We start from the raw sequence: 19,502 nt of genomic DNA on the forward strand, positions 1-19,502 counted from the left end.
AAAATAATGTCTTTACTATTGACTTTAGAATAAATTCTAATTTCTCGGCCATTAGTCAATAAACCATACTGGATATCCAATCCCAGCATATAATTTTCTAATTGTGGTAAATGATCGTTAAGTTGTTTACAAGGATGCTTACTTTCAATCACAACTTTGGGGACAGATTTATTTTCCCTATCGACAGGACAAGCTAAAAAGTCTAACCGAAAACGATTTTCTTTCTTTTCCTGATACCAAGTATCAATTGTGTAACCCAAAGCAGGTAATAAATAACTGACAATTAACTTACTTTCTACTTCTCTTTCATTATTGCAGTAATCAGGCGAAAATTTTTTTATCTGACTCATTATCTTAAACCAAGTAGTAAAGCCGCTATTTATATTTATTTAATCATATTATCTCATTTTTTACTTTTTTTAAATATAGAATGGGTTTGAAACTATTTACTGTCTTTCGCAGTATTAATTTTAGGCTTAAAATCTGCTAAATGATGCCGTCAATAAACGCCTGCTTTTCCTATTCTTCTTCATGTTCAAAAGCAAGATATTGGTATGTCTAATTGTGCTGACATGATGACCTCGTTAATCTTTAAGAATAGACATCTTGGAATGAAAATTTAATAAACCAAAGAAATTTTCAACTATTAAGCTTTTAAAATCAGCATGTTAATTTCATATCATCCCAAAGTTTCTATATCTAAACATGATTCATCTCTTGACTTAGACGATCAATATTAATGTTTTCACTGGTTTTAATATTTTTAGCCTGTTTAAAGAGATTTTTTAAAGCAATATCTTCCGTTGTTACACTGCTTTCCTTGCTATCTGCCAAAATAATCACTTTGACATGCTTGTTTTTGAAAGATTCATAATCTTTAATCTCAATAAAACGGCTTGTAATATCTGTTTCAAACTCAATAGCATACATAAACTCATTCTCCAGAAAAGGTGTCCTACCAGCATAGCAGAAAACTCTTACCCCAACATATTCAAAACACTATCAACCGCTTTCAATCTATCAGCAAAATCCCCCGTCGCCCACATCAAACGTAATTTATGCTGACCTTCTAATTTATATTTTTGCGGCTGTTTCTGAATTAATTGCACCAACTTCATCGGATCAATATTAGGTTCATCTTCAAACAAGAAATATCCGCCTTCCAAACCAATATCAATTTTCCGAATCCCTAACGGAGTGGATTTTAATTTTAATTCGGTGATATGTATCAAATTCTTAGCATGGTCAGGTAACAAACCAAAACGATCAATCATCTCGACTTGTAATTCACGTAAAATCGCTGCTGTTTCCGCATTCGCAAGCCGTTTGTACATAATCAAGCGCGTATGCACATCGGGTAAATAATCGCTCGGCAACAACGCAGGCGTATGCAAATCAATCTCCGTGCCTCTGGTCAACGGTTTTTCTAATTCAGGTTGTTTACCTTCTTTCAAAGCTTTTACCGCACGTTCCAGCAATTCCGTGTACAAACTATAACCAATTTGCTGAATATGTCCGCTTTGTCCATCGCCGAGCAACTCGCCCGCGCCCCGAATTTCTAAATCATGGGTTGCCAAAGTAAAGCCCATCCCCAACTCCTCAATGCCACTAATCGCATCCAAACGTTTAACCGCATCTTTAGTCATGACTTTTTTCGGTGGCACAATCAAATACGCATAGGCGCGATGATGTGAACGCCCGACCCGACCCCGCAATTGATACAACTGCGCCAGACCAAATTTATCCGCTCGATTGATAATAATCGTATTGGCACTAGGCACATCAATCCCCGTTTCAATAATCGTAGTACACACTAACACATTGAATCTACGATGATAAAAATCCTGCATCACCTGTTCTAATTCACGTTCTCGCATCTTGCCATGAGCAAACTCAACCCGTGCTTCAGGTACAAGTGTGTCCAGTTTCCGCGCCATGGTTTCAATGGTTTCAATCTCATTGTGTAAAAAATAAACCTGTCCACCACGTTTTAATTCTCGCGTAATTGCCTCGACCAGCATGGCATCTTGCCATTGTTTAACAAAAGTCTTGACTGCTAAACGACGGGATGGCGGGGTGGCAATAATCGATAAATCACGTAAATTGGATAATGCCATATTCAAAGAACGTGGAATCGGCGTGGCGGTCAACGTTAAAATATCCACTTCAGAACGTAACTTCTTAAACTGTTCTTTTTGCTTGACCCCAAAACGATGCTCTTCGTCAATAATAACCAAGCCTAAATTTTTAAATTTAATACTATCTTGCAATAACTTATGCGTGCCAATCACAATATCAACATTGCCTTTTTCAATCTGCTCTAAAGACTCATTTTGTTGTTTTTTGGTGCGAAATCGTGATAATTGCTCAACTTTGACTGCCCAATCAGTAAAGCGATCTAAAAAGTTTTGATAATGTTGTTGTGCAAGCAAGGTCGTGGGTACGAGTACCGCCACTTGTTTTCCATCATTGACCGCGATAAATGCCGCTCGCATCGCCACTTCAGTTTTACCAAAACCCACATCGCCACAGACTAATCTATCCATTGCTTGCTCAGCGTGCATATCGGCTAATACCGCATCAATTGCTTGTTGCTGATCGGGGGTTTCTTCAAATGGGAATGTAGAGGAAAAACCCGCATAACTGTCTTCATCATACTGAAAACCGTAGCCTTTACGCATCGCACGACGGGCATGAATATCTAATAATTCCACTGCTACATCAGAGACTTGCTTAGCTGCTTTACGTTTGGCTTTTTCCCATTGATTGCTGCCTAAACGATGCAATGGTGCATGTTCTGGGTCTGCACCTGTAAAACGACTGATAAAATGCAGCGCAGAAACGGGTACATATAATTTATCTTGATTGGCATATTCTAATTGCAGAAATTCCGCAGGCATATCACCAACACTGAGGTTAATCAAACCTTGATAACGTCCCACGCCATATTCCTCATGCACGACGGGTGCACCAATGTTCAGCTCGGTCAAATTACGGATAATGCTGTCTGAGTCTCGATTGGCTTTCTTTTGTAAACGTCGCTGTGAAACCCGCTCACCAAACAGTTGAGTTTCAGTAATTAATACAAGTGGTTGATCCGTATCTAACCACAAACCTTGTTGTAAGGATGCAATGCTTAAATAGCAATTTTGCTTAGATTTTAAACATTTTTGCCAATCATCAACAATTTTAGGTTTTAAATCATGCTTAGCAAACAAGTCTAAAATCGTTTCACGCCGCCCTGTGGTTTCTGCGGTAATCAGCACTTTTCCATCAAATTTATCTAAAAACTGTTGTAATTTCTCAATTGGATTATTTAGACGCGCATCAACTTGGACATTGGGTGGGGTTTGAGTTGCAAAATTAACTCGACACGCTTTTTCTTGTTTGGATTGGGTTACATGGATATGGCGATAGGATTTAAATTCAGCAAATACTTGTCCTGATTGTAAAAATAAATCTTTAGGCGGTAAAATAGGCCGTTCAATATCATGGCGCAATAATTCATAACGCTGATTGGCTTCTTGATAAAATTGCTCGGCTTCATCAATAACCGATTTAACCGTAACAATGACACTATTTTTAGGCAAATAATCAAATAAAGTGGCAGTTTGTTCAAAAAACAGTGGTAAATAATATTCAATCCCTGCTGAGGCCAAACCACTGCTGACATCTTGATACACGGGGCAACGGGTTGGATCACCGCCAAAACTGCCACGCCATTGCGCACGAAATAAATCGATTGCTGCTTTGTGTAATGGGAATTCTTTGGCGGGCAATAGATTGATTTGTTTTATTTTTTCAACAGTTAATTGGGTTTCTGGGTCAAAAATACGAATAGTATCAATTTCATCATCAAATAAATCAATTCGGTAGGGTTGTTGGCTGCCCATTGGGAATAAATCGAGAATGTTGCCGCGTACTGCAAATTGTCCATGTTCTTTAACTTCGGATACATCTTCATAGCCGCTACTGATAAGCTGTTGTCTAAATTCAGTTAAATTAAATTCTTGCCCGATTTTCAATGATAAGGCTTGGGTTCTGACATAATCCACAGGAGGCAATTGCAGCATCAAAGTGGTAATTGGCAGCACCAACAACCCCGTTTTTAACTGTGGCAATTCGTATAAGGTGGTCAGACGTTCAGAAATAATATCTTGATGCGGGGAAAAGACATCATAAGGCAGGGTTTCCCAATCAGGAAAATGATGCACTTTAATCTCATCGGTTGCATAAAATTGCACTTCTTCATTGATGATTTGTGCGCTGAGGCTGTCAGGCGTGATAACGATCAGGCAATGTTTTTGCGCCAATTGGCTGAGTACAAGGCTGATGCTTGAGCCTGTTAAATTGCCCCAGTCTTGACGTTGCCCTACTTTGATGGAAATCTGCGGGTCAAGTGCGTCGGTATAATCCGTCATAATTGATTGTATTTGATGATGCGAGAAAGGTGAAATTATACTGAAAATTCAAGTGTTTTTCGAGCTTTAGAAAGATAGGTTAAAATGCAAACATTTCTTGCAAACAATCACATAATTCAAGTTGTGTCGCTTTTTCAAGAAATCCTAAACATTTAACTAGGCAAGATTTATCAACTGCTCTCATTTGGTCAAGTAGAATGAGTCCCTCTTTATTTTGAAACTTAACTGTTACACGACAGGGATATGTAAAGCCTTTCGTTGTCATTGGCGCAACTATGACTGTTGATAACGCTGATAGTTAATTAGGTGAAATGACAATACAAGGTCGCGTTTTATTGATTTCTCTACCTCTGGTTGGGTTAAGTTCCACTAGCCAGACTTCAAAACGTTGTACTTGTTTTACCATTCTATTTCTTCATCTTTTTTGTTTAAGTCAGCGTCTAACCACTCTTTATCAACTGATTCTTTACCATAAGCGACTAATTGAGCTTCTATATTTTCTTTCCAGCCTTCTCTTGGCTTTTTCTGTGGTGTAATTAACAAACCCTCTTTTACAATTTTCAGTTCTAAATCAACACCTTCAAGATGAGCCTGTTTAATTAATGGTTTAGGTATTTCAATACCTTGTGCGTAACCAATTGAAATTAGGTAAGCCATAATTTTTTAACCTTAATTGCTTTTCAATAGTTGATTCATTTCTCTTCCTCTCTAAATTCAATCAAACTTGTAAGTCGAGTGCGTCAGTATAATCCATCATGATTGATTGTATTTGATGATGCGAGAAAGGTGAAATTATACTGAAATTTCAAGTGTTTTTCGAGGCGATTCATTTAGATTTTAATAATAAGGTAACAGTTTAATCTGAATTGACTATGTTATGATTTTTCAAACTTGGTGCTGAATTCTTTTGTATTGACGAAGATACAGCGATGTACTTCAAAAACATAATCAAAGCTATGCAATATATCCAAATCTAAAAAAACTCCTGAATATTATCTCTTATCCTAGTGACATTTAGAGAGTATAGTCAATTCTATATAATATGTTATGAATCCTCATAAACTCTCTTTTTACACTAATAATTAATATGGAATTCACGGTAATATCTATCTCCTGTACTCCCCTACCTCAAGCAATTGATAATTACAGGTCAATCACTGATAATTGCTTACTGTTCATTGTTAATTGATAAAAGAATGCATTACAAAGACCTTCGTGATTTTATCCAACAACTAGAGCAACGCGGTGAACTTAAACGTATTGCTCAACCGATTGATCCAAAACTTGAAATAACAGAAATTTGCGATCGTACTCTACGTGCGCAAGGGCCTGCATTGTTATTTGAAAATCCACTTGATTCCAATATGCCATTATTGGCTAACTTATTTGGAACCCCTGAACGAGTCGCTTTGGGCATGGGGCAAGACTCCGTTAGCGCATTACGTGAAGTAGGTAAATTACTGGCCTTTTTGAAAGAGCCAGAGCCGCCTAAGGGATTTAAAGACTTGTGGGAAAAATTCCCAATGTTCAAACAAGTCATGAATATGCCTGTCAAAACCCAGAAAAAAGCCGTATGTCAACAAAATGTTCTTGAGAGCGATGGGGTCGATTTAACCCAATTACCGATCCAAACTTGTTGGCCGGGAGATGTAGCTCCGTTATTAACATGGGGTTTAGTCGTCACCAAAGGCCCACATAAAACCAGACAAAATCTAGGGATTTATCGCCAGCAATTACTCGGTAAAAATAAACTGATTATGCGCTGGTTATCACATCGTGGTGGTGCATTGGACTTCCAAGAATGGCAGCAAACCAATCCCGGAAAACCATTCCCAATCGCGGTGGTACTTGGTGCAGACCCTGCGACGACTTTAGCTGCAGTTACACCGATTCCTGATGCCTTATCCGAATATGCGTTTGCAGGTTTACTACGTGGTAGTCGAACTGAATTGACTGATTGCATTACTCATGATTTACAAGTTCCTGCGACCGCAGAAATTATTTTAGAAGGTTATCTATATCCTGAAGAAACCGCGCCAGAAGGGCCTTTTGGCGATCATACAGGCTATTATAATGAAGTTGAAACCTTTCCCGTGTTTACAGTCGAACGCATGACCTTCCGCAACCAAGCGATTTATCACAGCACCTACACGGGCCGTCCACCTGATGAGCCTGCCATTTTAGGTGTGGCATTGAATGAAGTGTTTGTGCCAATCTTACAAAAACAGTTCCCTGAAATTGTTGATTTTTACCTACCACCAGAAGGTTGTTCTTATCGTTTAGCCGCGATTAGTATCAAAAAGCAATATCCAGGTCATGCAAAACGGGTGATGCTGGGTTTATGGTCGTTTCTACGTCAATTTATGTATACTAAATTTGTGATTGTGGTCGACGATGATATTGATGTGCGTAATTGGCAAGATGTAATTTGGGCAATGACGACCCGTATGGATCCTGCACGGGATACGGTGATAATTGAAAATACCCCGATTGATTATTTAGATTTTGCTTCACCGACTGCAAGTTTAGGCAGCAAAATGGGTTTAGATGCAACCAATAAATGGCCAGGTGAAACCCAACGAGAATGGGGTACACCAATTAGTATGAATGCTGAAATCAAGCAAAAAATAGATTCAATTTGGGATGAATTAAACATTTTCTCAAGTTCAGCTAACAAAAATTGATTCATAAGCCTATAAAAAGATTTATTAAAACTTATGTTAACAATTATTGCGTTTTACAGGTGACAGATAATACAATTATCCCAGTAAAAACAAATCGATTGTGCTAGAGTGGACTGCTTTATTGCTGTTAAAAACCCATCTATTTTAGTTGTTTTAAAATTTTCACGCTTACGGTATGCTATTCATTGCCTCATTTATGAGCAATACAATAAGTATGGAGGACAAGAATTAATGACTATCCCTCGTAGAACGTTTTTACAAACAACACTTGCAGGTGCAGTTGGTGCAAGTTTGTTGCCTCATGTCGTATTAGCAGAAGAAGCTGCTGTTGCGACTGATGCAGATAAGTTAAAAGCTGCTATTACTGAAACTTTTGGAGCTGATGTTGCTGCAGAAGTGAGTGATAAAATTACGATTAAAGCCCCTGAGATTGCAGAAAATGGAGCTTCAGTGCCTGTTGATGTGACTGCCGATTTAGAAAATATTGAGGAAATCACCTTAATTGCGCCTAGTAACCCTGCGCCTTTCATTGCAAAATTTAGCTTCCCTAATGGTAGTGCTGGTTTGCTTTCTACTCGCGTGAAAATGGGTAAAACAGGTAGCATTGCTGCCATCGTAAAAGCTGACGGTAAATTACTTTACGCTAGTAAAGACGTAAAAGTAACTATCGGCGGTTGTGGCGGCTAAGGACAAGGAGATAAGGCATGGCAAAAACCAAAGTACGGGCTAAACTTAAAAACGGCATCACGCAAGTTAAAGTATTAGTCAAGCATCCTATGGAAACAGGATCGCGTAAAGACAAGAAAACAGGTGAAAAAATCCCTGCTCATTACATCAAAGAAGTAAGCTGTGCACACAATGACACCGTTGTAATGCAAAGTGAGTGGACAGGTGGTATTTCTAAAAATCCTTATTTCTCTTTTAACTTTAAGGGTGGTGTATCGGGTGATAAAGTCACCATCATTTGGAAAGATAATAAAGACGAATCAGAAACAATTGAAGCAGAAATTAAATAATGTAGCTTCAAATATATACCCTCGTTTTTAGCAGCTTAAAAGCCTCGTAGGTACAATGCTTACGGGGTTTTTTTGTGAATAGATGACTTGAGAAGCATATTGATTCCATGTTAATCTGCAAGACTAACTGAATTTTAGGGGGCGTGATGAGTGCGGATAACACACCCAAAAAGAAACCTCGCTATGATGTAGTTTTAGCCCAGACCACTGAGCAAATACGTGAAGCTCAAGCATTACGTTATCAAATCTTTTCTGAGGAATTAGGTGCAAAATTAGACACCCCAATTCCTTTACACGATGTTGACCGTTATGATGATTTTTGCCGTCACATTTTAGTACGTGATTTAACGGCACAAAAAGTAATTGGTTGTACGCGTATTTTAACTTCTGACAAAATAGAAGCCGCAGGTGGTTATTATTCTGAGTCTGAATTTGATTTAACCCGTATTCATCAAATCAACGGGCGTATTATTGAAGTTGGACGTACTTGCGTTCATGCCGAGCACCGTCGCGGCTCAGTCATGACCTTATTATGGTCAGGTTTGGCACGTTTTATGGTTCAGCATCAGTATGATTACTTAATGGGTTGTGCCAGTATTCCTTTACCTGATTCAAGTTGGTTACCTTTATTTAATCAATTACTACAAGATTATGGTTCGGATGAAACCATGCGGGTAATACCCAAAGTTCCACTAGATAAATCCATTACTTCCCAAAATAAAGAAGTAGATATTCCGCCATTATTAAAAGCTTATATTCGCTTGGGTGCAAAAATTTGTGGTGATCCATGTTGGGATCAACATTTTAAAGTGGCTGATGTATTTATTATCGTATCTACTGAAAGTTTGCAAAAACGCTATTTAAAACATTTTTTTAATCGTGCTGCTCAGGAATTAAACAATGTCATGGCTGTTTAGACTGATTCGCTTTCCGCTATTGATTATTCATATCATTTTAGGTCTTCTTTTATCCTTTCTTGCTTATGCCCCATGGTTAAATCCATTGTTACCGAAATTTTTGCCGCCTTGGATTGTCACAACGTGGAGTCGCATCTTAATGATGATTTGCGGTGTGCGGATTCGTTATCATGGACAGCGTGAAACAGTACCCACTTTATTTATTTCTAACCATATTTCTTGGCTAGATATTTTTTCCTTATTGGGCACATTTCACGTTATTTTCATCTCAAAACAAGAAGTACGTAATTGGGCAGTGATTGGTTGGTTGGCGACCCGAGTTGGTACTTTGTATATCAAACGTGGTAATAATGCGATGCAAATTGCCTCAAGTGAAATGGTCTCATTGCTGCAATCTGGACAACATGTACTATTATTTCCTGAAGGAACAACTACTAATGGTACTGATATTAAACGTTTTTTTGCTCGGATGTTTCAAGCGGGAATGGATGCAGGGGTTAATATTCAACCTATTGCTCTGCGTTACACTGAAAATCAACAATTAAGTCAAACCGCGCCTTTTATTGATGATGATAGCTTTGTGGCACATGTTTGGCGTTTATTTGCAGTGCCGAGTGTGACTTTGGATATTCATTATTGTCCGGTGATTGAAACGACTGGAAAAACCCGCCGCGAACTATCGGAAGCATCATATCAATCAATTCGTCAAACTTTAGATTTATGAAAAATAACGTCTATTCTTTGCGTTGAATACGATTTAACTTGTGACAACGCACCACGTCGTCATCTGATAGGACGCGCCAATGTTCATAAGAAATATTAAGACGCAGATGTATCTATGATTCATTCCATGCACTGCGTGGAACGAGAAAAATACAGTTACAAGTGAAATTCTATATTTCTAATGCCCTAGGACTGCGCGTCCTGCTCTCACTGTTTAGGATAACATCATGAAACCCGTAATTAAATTGGGTGTCGTCATGGACTCAATTGCACAGATCAAAGTACAGAAAGACAGCAGTTTTGCCATGTTATTAGCGGCTCAAGCCAGAGGCTGGCAACTCTATTATATGGAAATGTCTGATTTATTTTTGCGCGATGGTCAAGCCAGTGCCAAAATGCAGCAAGTTGAAGTCACCGATAATCCCAATAACTGGTATCGCCTCAGCAATGAATCGGTGCAGCCACTGCATGAATTAGATGTGGTTTTGATGCGCAAAGACCCACCATTTAATCTAGAATATATTATTGCAACTTACCTCCTCGAACAAGCAGAAAAACGAGGAACGTTGATTGTTAATAAACCGCAAAGTTTGCGTGATGCTAATGAAAAGCTCTATACCGCATGGTTTCCTCAATGTTGTCCGCCCAATTTAGTCACTAACCAAGCGCCGCTTATTCGAGATTTCCTAGCTCAGCATCAGGACATTATTTTAAAGCCATTAGATGGTATGGGTGGCACGTCGATTTTTCGAGTTAAGCATGATGATGTCAATATCTCAGTTATTATTGAAACTTTAACCGAATATGGCCAACGTTTTATTATGGCACAACGTTTTATTCCTGAAATTATTCAAGGCGATAAACGGATTCTGTTAATTGAGGGTAAACCTATTCCTTATGCTTTGGCACGGATTCCCGCAAAAGGCGAAACCCGTGGCAATTTAGCTGCTGGAGGGCGTGGTGAAGGAATTGAATTGAGCGAACGAGATTATTGGATTTGTGAGCAAGTGGGCGCAACTTTACGTGAAAAAGGCTTGATATTTGTCGGCTTGGATGTGATTGGTGATTATTTAACCGAAATTAATGTAACGAGCCCGACTTGTATTCGTGAGTTAGATCGCCAATTTGAATTGGATATTGCAGGTCAGTTAATGGATGCTATTGAACAGTGTTTAGCGGCATAATACTTGTCTTTTATCACAAAATCCAGCAAGCAATTGCTATAATATTGATATTCACTTGACCCATAGGAATCACCATGAAATGGTTGTATTGGTTGTTTTTCATCCCTAGTTTTGCTCATGCCTTATGCAATGAAATCGACAATGTGCAAGATAAACAGTCTTGTGCCGTCACGGCTAATCAAGAAGCAGATGCAGCATTAAATAAAATTTACAAATCAATTCGCAAAGAACTCAATAAGGGTCAAAAACAAAAGCTCAAGCAAGCACAAATCGCATGGTTGACTTTTCGTGATGCCAACTGTGCACATCAAGTTTCGGAGTCTAGCGAAGACCATTTGACAATGAAAAATCTGTGTTTAGCCCAAGTAACCCAGTTACGTACAGGCGAACTACAAAATATTTATTCACATTTGTTTATTGGCTACACGCCTGTGGATTATGCAGCGTATGCAACATTGGACAGATCATTATCTGGTCAAAAATTGATAGGGCGTTGGAAAAGCCAAACAGATGAGTATGGTGTAACATTAAACTTTCAAGTCATTGATGGAGAAGCTCTATTTTTCTCAACATTAAATGAGCAACAATTTGAATCAGGCAGTTGGCAATTTGCTGATGGGCAATTGATGTTGACTAATGAGCAAGGCGATATTTTGTATTTGTACAATCAAGCAACATTAGAAAATAAGGTATTAACCTTGTACGAAAAAGAAGGTGGAATTGAGAAATATCAGCGCATAGAACAATAGGCTAAGCGCATTGCTTTCGTCACGACAAGTTGGAACTGTTATCTTATTAATTTCAATGGAATTTCTGTAATAAGATATTATATTCAGCCTGAGGCGCAGTCATCGAGCATAGCAAAACTTAACCACTATACCACTACTGTAATATAAAACAAACACCCAATGTGAATTAATGGTTGCGAGTTTAGCTAAGATATTCTAAACTATAGGCAAGTGAGTTGTTTGGAATAAATACGATGTAGTATTTAATTAGCCCCGTCGATCGGGGTTTTTTTCGCGGTAAAAGAAGCCATTAGATAGATTTGAATGCTTGTGCTCGCAGGTGTGTGCACAAAAACTAGTGGTTTAGGGTCATAGGTTAAGTGGGCGTTCGCGCCCTTTTTTCGTTTTTATGAATCACCAAAACCCATAATATCTAGCCTCCCATCGTATTATTCCAATCATTTTTAATACTCAAAATTAATGATGGAATTGAACCTTGTTTGACAAAAATTTACAAACATTACTCACACCGACGATTACTGCACTTGGTTACGAAATAATTGGCGTTGAACGCCTCTCTCGTGGTCGAAAAGGTGCGCAATTGATCCGTATTTTTATTGATAAGTCTGACGGTATTACAATCAAGGATTGTGAGGCTGTGAGCCATCAAATCAGCGGTGTGCTGGATGTTGAAGACCCCGTTCAAGGTCAATACACCTTAGAGGTTTCTTCACCGGGTTTAGACAGACCGTTGGTGACACAAGCACATTTTGCGCGTTTTATCGGACATCAAGTACAAATTCGTTTAACCCGTCCCTTAGCAGAACGACGTAATTTTTCAGGTACATTACTTCGTATAGAGGATAATGAGATTGTGGTGTTGGCAGAACAGACAGAATACAACCTGCCTTATGAACAAATAGACAAAGCTAAACTCATCCCTGAGATTTAACAGTCTATTCAATAAGGAATAAAAAAAGAATATCATGAGCAAATCAAATAAAGATATTTTACTGGTTGTAGATGCAGTATCAAATGAAAAAGGCGTTGATAAAGAAATTATATTTGATGCTTTAGAATGCGCACTCGCCAGTGCAACGAAGAAACGTTATAACAATACAATTGATGCACGGGTTGAAATTAATCGTGTCAATGGGAGTTATGCCGCATTTCGTCGTTGGACGGTAGTTGATGAAATTGAATTCCCAGATAAACAAATCTTACTAGAAGATGCAGAGCAAGAAAAACCTGCGATTGAGTCAGGTGAAGTGATTGAAAAACCGATTGAATCCGTAGGCTTTGATCGTATCGGTGCTCAAACAGCTAAACAGGTTATTGTACAAAAAATCCGTGAAGCAGAACGCGCCCAAGTTCTACAAGCTTATGAAGATAGACAAGGCGAACTTGTTAGCGGCTCAGTTAAACGGATAGAACGCGGCAATATCGTGGTTGATTTAGGCGCAAATGTTGATGCCTTAATTACCCGTGATGACATGATCCAACGTGAATCGGTACGCCCCGGTGATAGGATTCGTGGCTATTTAAAAGCGGTGCGTCCAGAGCAACGTGGCCCTCAAATATTCCTAAGCCGTACTGCTCCCGAATTATTGATTGCATTATTTACCATCGAAGTGCCTGAAATTAATGAAGAGCTTTTAGAAATCATTGGTGCAGCACGTGACCCCGGTTCAAGAGCTAAAATTGCCGTTAAAACCAATGACCCACGGATTGACCCTGTTGGCGCATGTGTGGGTATGCGTGGCTCTCGTGTTCAAGCGGTTTCTAACGAATTAGCAGGCGAACGGGTAGATATTATTTTGTGGGATGAAAACCCAGCCCAATTCGTGATTAATGCGATGTCTCCAGCGGATGTGGTCTCGATTATTGTCGATGAAGAAGCCCATAGCATGGATGTGGCAGTACGTGAAGACCAACTTTCGCAAGCAATTGGACGTAATGGACAGAACGTACGTTTAGCCAGTCAGCTCACAGGTTGGACATTGAATGTCATGACCGAGCAGCAAGCAGAGCAGAAAAATCAAGCAGAAGTACAAGTTGTACAAGATTTATTTATGGAACAATTGGATGTTGATGAAGACATTGCCATATTGTTGATTGAACAAGGTTTCTCAACGGTTGAAGAAATAGCTTATGTACCGATTGAAGAAATGCTTGAAATTGAAGACTTTGACGAAGATATTGTCAATGAGTTGCGCAACCGTGCCAGTGATGCCTTACTGACTGAAGCGATTGCCAGCGAAGAACACAACGAAGTAGTTGAACCCGCTGAAGACTTACTCAACATGGATGGCATGGACGATGAGCTGGCGCAAGCATTGGCTGGAATTGGCATTGCCACCATGGAAGACTTAGCTGAACAATCCATTGATGATTTGATGGATGTAGAAGGCATGACTGAAGAGCAAGCTGGTGAACTGATTATGACAGCACGCGCTCCTTGGTTTGCAGAAGACACAGAAGCAGGAGGAAGTTAGGCAAAAATACTCTCAATACCTGTATCTATTTAGGCTGAAATCTGTGTCTTAGACAAACACGAAGGAGAATTGAAGAATGAGTGAAGTGACTGTTAGAGAATTTGCCGACGTTGTAGGAATTCCCCTAGAGCGTCTATTATCGCAATTAGGCGATGCTGGCTTATCAGCCAAACAAGCTGATGATAATATTAATGACAAGGAAAAACGCCAACTTTTAGGCCATTTGCGCCATATTCACGGCAAAGATACGACATTGGATAATATATCTGACGAAGAATCAAATAAAATCACCCTAAAACGCAAAAGTCATAGTGAGATTAAAGTACCTAGTTCACAAGGTGGCAAAGCGAAAACAGTGAGTGTTGAAGTAAGAAAAAAACGCACTTATGTTAAGCCTAGTGGCTCAAAACCTAAACTCAAAAACGACTTAGGTTCTTCATTAACAGGCTCATCAAACGCATTACCCACAGGTGCACCTAGTAATTTAACAGGTGGCTTGGGTGGAGGAGGCATTAGTGGTTTAACTTCGTCTTCTCCTTTAGGGTCTAGCAGTGTGCCCGGTGTAGGTGGTGGCTTATTAGGTCGTTCTATTCCAGCTCCTTCCTTAGACAACACTGAAGTTAAAACAGATGATGACGAAGAAACGCGCCGTCAAAAAATGGCTGAATCTATTGCAGCAAAAGCCGCTGAAAAAGCTAAAGAAGAAGAAGAGAAACGTGCTGATGTAGAAGCGGATAAACGAGCTAAGCGTGGTGCTGAGCATTTAGCCGAAATTGAAGCTAATGTAAAGCGTGAACAAGAAGAACGTTTGAAACGTGACGAAGCTGAAAAGGCCAAACGCCAAGAACAGCAACGTCGTAAAGAAGTAGAAACAGAAGCGCGTAATAAACGTCCTAAACCTGCTAAAGATACGAAGAAAGAAGAAAATCGTCCTAAAGCAGAAGTTAAAGTTGTTAAAGAAGTACCGAAGCCAAAACCAGAACCTAAAGAAAAATCAGGTAATAGAGCAGCTCGCCCTGATAATCGCCGTAAACCGGGTACTGAAGGCACTGATACAAGACGTAGTGACAGCAATGGAAATCGTCCAAGTCGTCCTTCTACTTCTACCACCAGACCTAGACCAGCGGGTGCAACAGATGCTAAGCCTACAGGTTCAGCACCGAATAAACCTGCAGGCAGTGGTTTTTCAGATGATAAGAAACCGGCGGCTAAGAAAAAACGTGGTGTAGTAGCGAAGCAACAACCTCGTAAAGAAGGCAAAGTTGGCAAAGACGATAAGTCAAGTAAGTATGCCAAGCAAGAATTACGCAGCGGCGGCGAAACCTTACATAAACGTAATCGTAAGAAGGCAGGCAGAAAATCCAATCGTTCTGATCAACCGACGCAACATGGATTTATTAAACCAACTGCACCAATTGTGTATGAGGTGAATGTCCCTGAAACTATTTCCGTTGGTGATTTAGCCCAGAAAATGTCAATTAAAGCAGCTGAAGTTATTAAGACTATGATGACTTTAGGTTCAATGGCGACCATTAACCAAGTGGTTGACCAAGAAACCGCTGCGATTATTGTTGAAGAAATGGGACATAAACCTGTTCTCATGAAAGAAAATGCCTTGGAAGAAGAGTTATTACAAGGTATTGAGCTTGGTGAAGCGGTACATCGTGCGCCAGTCGTAACAATTATGGGTCACGTCGATCATGGTAAAACTTCTTTACTAGATCACATTCGTAAAACACGTGTGGCAGCAGGTGAAGCGGGTGGTATTACCCAGCATATTGGTGCATATCACGTTGAAACTAATAACGGCATGGTTACCTTCTTAGATACACCAGGACACGCGGCGTTTACTCAAATGCGTGCTCGCGGTGCGAAAGTGACTGATATTGTTGTATTAGTGGTTGCAGCGGATGATGGTGTTATGCCTCAAACCATTGAAGCAATTCAACATGCGAAAGCAGCAAGCGTACCCATCGTGGTTGCTATTAACAAAATTGATAAAGAGGATGCTGACCCTGAGCGTGTTAAACAAGAACTCGTTGCACATGAAGTGATTTCAGAAGAATGGGGCGGCGAAAATATGTTTGCTCATGTTTCTGCTAAATCAGGTGAAGGCATTGATGCTTTATTAGATACCTTATTGTTACAAGCTGAAGTTTTAGAACTGAAAACAGTAGCAGATGGACCAGGACAAGGTGTTGTGGTTGAATCACGTTTAGATAAAGGACGTGGTGTGGTTGCAACGGTATTGATTCAAAGCGGTACGTTGAAAAAAGGTGATATCTTACTTGCAGGTCAAGAATATGGCCGTGTACGTGCGATGTTGAATGAAGTCGGCCAACTTATTGATGAAGCAGGGCCTTCAATTCCTGTCGAAGTACTTGGTTTATCAGGGACTCCGGGGGCAGGTGATGAGGCGATTATCGTACCAGATGAACGCAAAGCACGTGAAATTGCATTATTCCGTCAAGGTAAATTTCGCGAGGTGAAATTAGCCCGTCAGAAAGCAGCTAAGCTGGAAGATATGTTTTCACAAATGCAAGCAGGTGCGGTCAATTCACTCAATATCGTGCTCAAAGCGGATGTACATGGTTCAAGCGAAGCGTTACAAGATTCACTCAGCAAGCTTTCTAATGAAGAAGTCAGAGTGAATATTATTGCCAGTGGCGTGGGTAGTATTAACGAGTCTGATGCTAACTTGGCAGTGGCTTCAAATGCGGTTATTATCGGTTTCAACGTGCGTGCTGATAGTAGTGCTAAGCGTTTGATTGCTGAAGAGAATATTGACTTACATTACTACAGCGTCATTTACGAAGCGATTGATGAAGTCAAGTCAGCTATTAGTGGCATGTTAGCCCCTGAAATTAGAGAACAAATTGTTGGTATTGCTCAGGTTCGTGATGTGTTCCGTTCGCCTAAGATTGGTGCGGTTGCAGGTTGTATGGTGACTGAAGGTCAGGTTAAACGTAACAATCCAATCCGTGTATTACGTGACCATATCGTGATTTATGAAGGTGAATTAGAATCATTACGTCGTTTCAAAGATGATGTTAATGAAGTTAAATCAGGTATGGAATGTGGTATCGGTGTTAAGAACTACAATGATGTTCAAGTCGGTGATCAAATCGAAGTGTTTGAACGAGTTGAAGTTGCTAGAACATTGAGTTAATAGTGATTTAACAGTGGTGGAGTTTGGCTCTATCACTGTTTGACTTCTAGGAATTTATTATGGGATTACATGCTCCTGTCACATTGATTAGTCATAGCGAATATCTTGAGGGTGAATTGCACTCTGAGATTAAGCATGAATATGTTGCAGGTCATGTTTATGCCATGAGTGGTGCAAGTCGTATTCATAACTTTATTGCAGGTAATTTATACGCAAAATTGTTAGCTCATTTACCCGCTCATTGCCATGTTTTCATTGAAAGTATGAAGGTGAAAGTCGAAACCGCCGACGCATTTTATTATCCTGATGTGGTTGTTGGTTGTGACTCAAAAGATGATAACAAATATTATTTAACCCAACCCCAAATTATTATTGAAGTATTATCGCCGAGTACGGCACAAATTGATAAACGAGAAAAATTACTGTCTTATAAAAATATATAAAGTTTGCAGGAATATATGATTGTCGCTCAAGATAAATGTGAAATCATGCTTTATCAACGTTTAGATGCAAAAAGCTGGGATTTAAGTGTTTTTAGTAAAAATGATAAATTGATGTTGAAATCTGTGGATTTAAAAATGGCGGTTAGCGATATTTATGTGAGAACTGAATTATGAATTGGTTTGGATGAAGCTTATAAAATGAATATAGAAAATATACCTTATTATAACAGTATGATGGGATCATAATAGCAAGACGTTTTTTTAGAAAGTGAGTGGGGAAAATCAGTTGTGAAATATTTAAAATAATGACAAATATATCACTGATTTCTAGAATATAAAATTAACTATATCACCAAAAAATAATAAAAATAAACTAAGAATTCTATTGATTTTTAGGGGAAAAGTATGAGTAATCACTTTCAATTTTTGGATTTACCCCGTTTAGACCCAAAAAAGACTACAAGTCGCATTCGTATCAAAAACTGGAATGAAATTTACGGTCAATTTGGTGATGACGATGCAGCCCATCAAGCTGAGCGTTGTCTGGCCTGTGGTAATCCATATTGTGAATGGAAATGCCCAGTCCATAATTACATTCCAAATTGGTTAAAATTGGTTGCAGAAGGTAATTTATTTGAAGCGGCTGAATTATCCCATCAAACCAACTCATTGCCAGAAATCTGTGGTCGCGTCTGCCCGCAAGATCGCCTATGTGAAGGCAGTTGCACATTGAATGATGGTTTTGGTGCGGTCACAATTGGTTCAGTTGAAAAATATATCACTGACGAAGCGTATAAATTAGGCTGGCGGCCAGACATGTCCAAAGTGGTTGCAACGGATAAAAAAGTGGCTATCGTGGGTGCAGGGCCTGCAGGCTTGGCTTGTGCTGATATTTTAGTACGCAATGGTGTAAATGCAGTTGTTTATGATCGTTATTCAGAAATTGGTGGCTTACTCACATTTGGTATTCCATCATTCAAATTAGAAAAACAAGTGGTTCAAACCCGTCGCCAAATTTTAGAAGGCATGGGCGTAGAATTCGTATTAAATACCGAAATTGGCAAAGACATACCTTTCCAACAATTAATTAAGGATTATGATGCAGTGTTCTTAGGCATGGGCACATACTCTTATATGGAAGGTGGTTTTCCCGGTGAAGACAAACAAGGCGTGCACAAAGCGTTACCATTCTTGATTGGCAATATTAACCATCAAGAAGGTTGGAACGGCGACCATGAATTTGTTAATGTCAAAGGCAAGCGTGTAGTTGTATTGGGTGGTGGTGATACCGCGATGGATTGTAACCGTACTTCAATCCGACAAGGTGCTGCAAAAGTATCTTGTGCCTACCGTCGTGACGAAGCCAATATGCCCGGTTCTAAACGTGAAGTAATGAATGCCAAAGAAGAAGGCGTGAATTTCTTATGGAATCGTCAACCAATTGAAATTGTCGGCGATGGCAAAGTAGAGGGAATTAAACTTGCGACCACAAAATTAGGTGAACCTGATGAACGTGGTCGCCGTAGCCCTGTTGTCATTGAAGGCAGTGAAGAAATTGTCCCAGCCGATGTGGTATTAATCGCGTTTGGCTTCCGTCCAAGTCCTGCACCATGGTTTAGTCATTTCGGTATTGAAGTGTTAGACAATGGCCGGGTTAAGGCCGCACCTGATAGTGATTTTGCTTATCAAACTACTAATCCTAAAATCTTTGCAGGTGGTGAT

At 39.5% G+C, this 19,502-nt stretch carries 17 protein-coding genes and 1 pseudogene; 13 read left to right on the forward strand and 5 right to left on the reverse strand.

What is annotated here, in order from left to right:
* The 5 genes and pseudogenes from ABXH34_RS10645 to ABXH34_RS10665 form a co-directional block, all read right to left on the reverse strand.
* The coding region (locus ABXH34_RS10645; protein ID WP_353571864.1) for a type I restriction endonuclease at positions 1-350 on the reverse strand (350 nt) is incomplete at its 3' end.
* A gap of 349 nt (positions 351-699) precedes the next feature.
* Complete coding sequence (locus ABXH34_RS10650; RefSeq protein WP_353571865.1) at positions 700-930, reverse strand: hypothetical protein; 231 nt, start codon at positions 928-930, stop codon at positions 700-702.
* 47 nt (positions 931-977) lie between these two features.
* On the reverse strand, positions 978-4,421 hold the full coding sequence (gene mfd / locus ABXH34_RS10655) for a transcription-repair coupling factor (RefSeq protein ID WP_353571866.1): 3,444 nt from the start codon (positions 4,419-4,421) through the stop codon (positions 978-980).
* 79 nt (positions 4,422-4,500) lie between these two features.
* A pseudogene (locus ABXH34_RS10660) lies at positions 4,501-4,827 on the reverse strand (type II toxin-antitoxin system PemK/MazF family toxin).
* Complete coding sequence (locus ABXH34_RS10665) at positions 4,821-5,078, reverse strand: AbrB/MazE/SpoVT family DNA-binding domain-containing protein (RefSeq protein ID WP_353571867.1); 258 nt, start codon at positions 5,076-5,078, stop codon at positions 4,821-4,823. The pseudogene ABXH34_RS10660 and the gene ABXH34_RS10665 overlap by 7 nt, the downstream one beginning before the upstream one ends.
* 539 nt (positions 5,079-5,617) lie before the next feature.
* Here ABXH34_RS10665 and ubiD point away from each other — a divergent pair.
* The 13 genes from ubiD to ABXH34_RS10730 form a co-directional block, all read left to right on the forward strand.
* Positions 5,618-7,105 (forward strand): 4-hydroxy-3-polyprenylbenzoate decarboxylase, encoded by a 1,488-nt coding sequence (ubiD, locus tag ABXH34_RS10670; protein WP_353571868.1) that lies wholly within the window; start codon positions 5,618-5,620, stop codon positions 7,103-7,105.
* A gap of 231 nt (positions 7,106-7,336) precedes the next feature.
* Positions 7,337-7,792 (forward strand): thiosulfate oxidation carrier protein SoxY, encoded by a 456-nt coding sequence (soxY, locus tag ABXH34_RS10675; RefSeq protein ID WP_353571869.1) that lies wholly within the window; start codon positions 7,337-7,339, stop codon positions 7,790-7,792.
* 17 nt (positions 7,793-7,809) lie between these two features.
* A complete protein-coding gene (soxZ, locus tag ABXH34_RS10680; protein WP_353571870.1) occupies positions 7,810-8,121 on the forward strand; it encodes a thiosulfate oxidation carrier complex protein SoxZ in 312 nt (103 codons plus the stop codon).
* A gap of 146 nt (positions 8,122-8,267) precedes the next feature.
* Positions 8,268-9,038: a GNAT family N-acetyltransferase gene (locus tag ABXH34_RS10685; protein ID WP_353571871.1), complete on the forward strand. Its 771-nt coding sequence runs from the start codon at positions 8,268-8,270 to the stop codon at positions 9,036-9,038.
* Positions 9,022-9,762, forward strand: coding sequence for a lysophospholipid acyltransferase family protein (locus ABXH34_RS10690; protein WP_353571872.1), 741 nt, complete (start codon positions 9,022-9,024; stop codon positions 9,760-9,762). Before ABXH34_RS10685 ends, ABXH34_RS10690 begins: the two co-directional genes overlap by 17 nt.
* Before the next feature lie 226 nt (positions 9,763-9,988).
* Entirely contained in the window at positions 9,989-10,945 is a 957-nt protein-coding gene (gene gshB / locus ABXH34_RS10695; RefSeq protein ID WP_353571873.1) for a glutathione synthase, read from the forward strand.
* 74 nt (positions 10,946-11,019) lie between these two features.
* Positions 11,020-11,694, forward strand: coding sequence for a lysozyme inhibitor LprI family protein (locus ABXH34_RS10700; protein WP_353571874.1), 675 nt, complete (start codon positions 11,020-11,022; stop codon positions 11,692-11,694).
* 475 nt (positions 11,695-12,169) lie between these two features.
* Entirely contained in the window at positions 12,170-12,625 is a 456-nt protein-coding gene (gene rimP, locus ABXH34_RS10705) for a ribosome maturation factor RimP (RefSeq protein ID WP_353571875.1), read from the forward strand.
* 34 nt (positions 12,626-12,659) lie between these two features.
* Complete coding sequence (nusA, locus tag ABXH34_RS10710; RefSeq protein ID WP_353571876.1) at positions 12,660-14,168, forward strand: transcription termination factor NusA; 1,509 nt, start codon at positions 12,660-12,662, stop codon at positions 14,166-14,168.
* A gap of 76 nt (positions 14,169-14,244) precedes the next feature.
* Positions 14,245-17,337: a translation initiation factor IF-2 gene (gene infB, locus ABXH34_RS10715; RefSeq protein WP_353571877.1), complete on the forward strand. Its 3,093-nt coding sequence runs from the start codon at positions 14,245-14,247 to the stop codon at positions 17,335-17,337.
* A gap of 59 nt (positions 17,338-17,396) precedes the next feature.
* Complete coding sequence (locus tag ABXH34_RS10720) at positions 17,397-17,780, forward strand: Uma2 family endonuclease (protein WP_353571878.1); 384 nt, start codon at positions 17,397-17,399, stop codon at positions 17,778-17,780.
* A 15-nt stretch (positions 17,781-17,795) separates the two neighbouring features.
* A complete protein-coding gene (locus tag ABXH34_RS10725; protein WP_353571879.1) occupies positions 17,796-17,954 on the forward strand; it encodes a hypothetical protein in 159 nt (52 codons plus the stop codon).
* Between the two features lie 231 nt (positions 17,955-18,185).
* Positions 18,186-19,502 (forward strand): glutamate synthase small subunit GltD family protein (locus ABXH34_RS10730; protein ID WP_353571880.1); only part of this gene is annotated, 1,317 nt, incomplete at its 3' end.

This window comes from Candidatus Albibeggiatoa sp. nov. BB20, from assembly GCA_016744725.1.
GTDB lineage: Bacteria > Pseudomonadota > Gammaproteobacteria > Beggiatoales > Beggiatoaceae > Albibeggiatoa.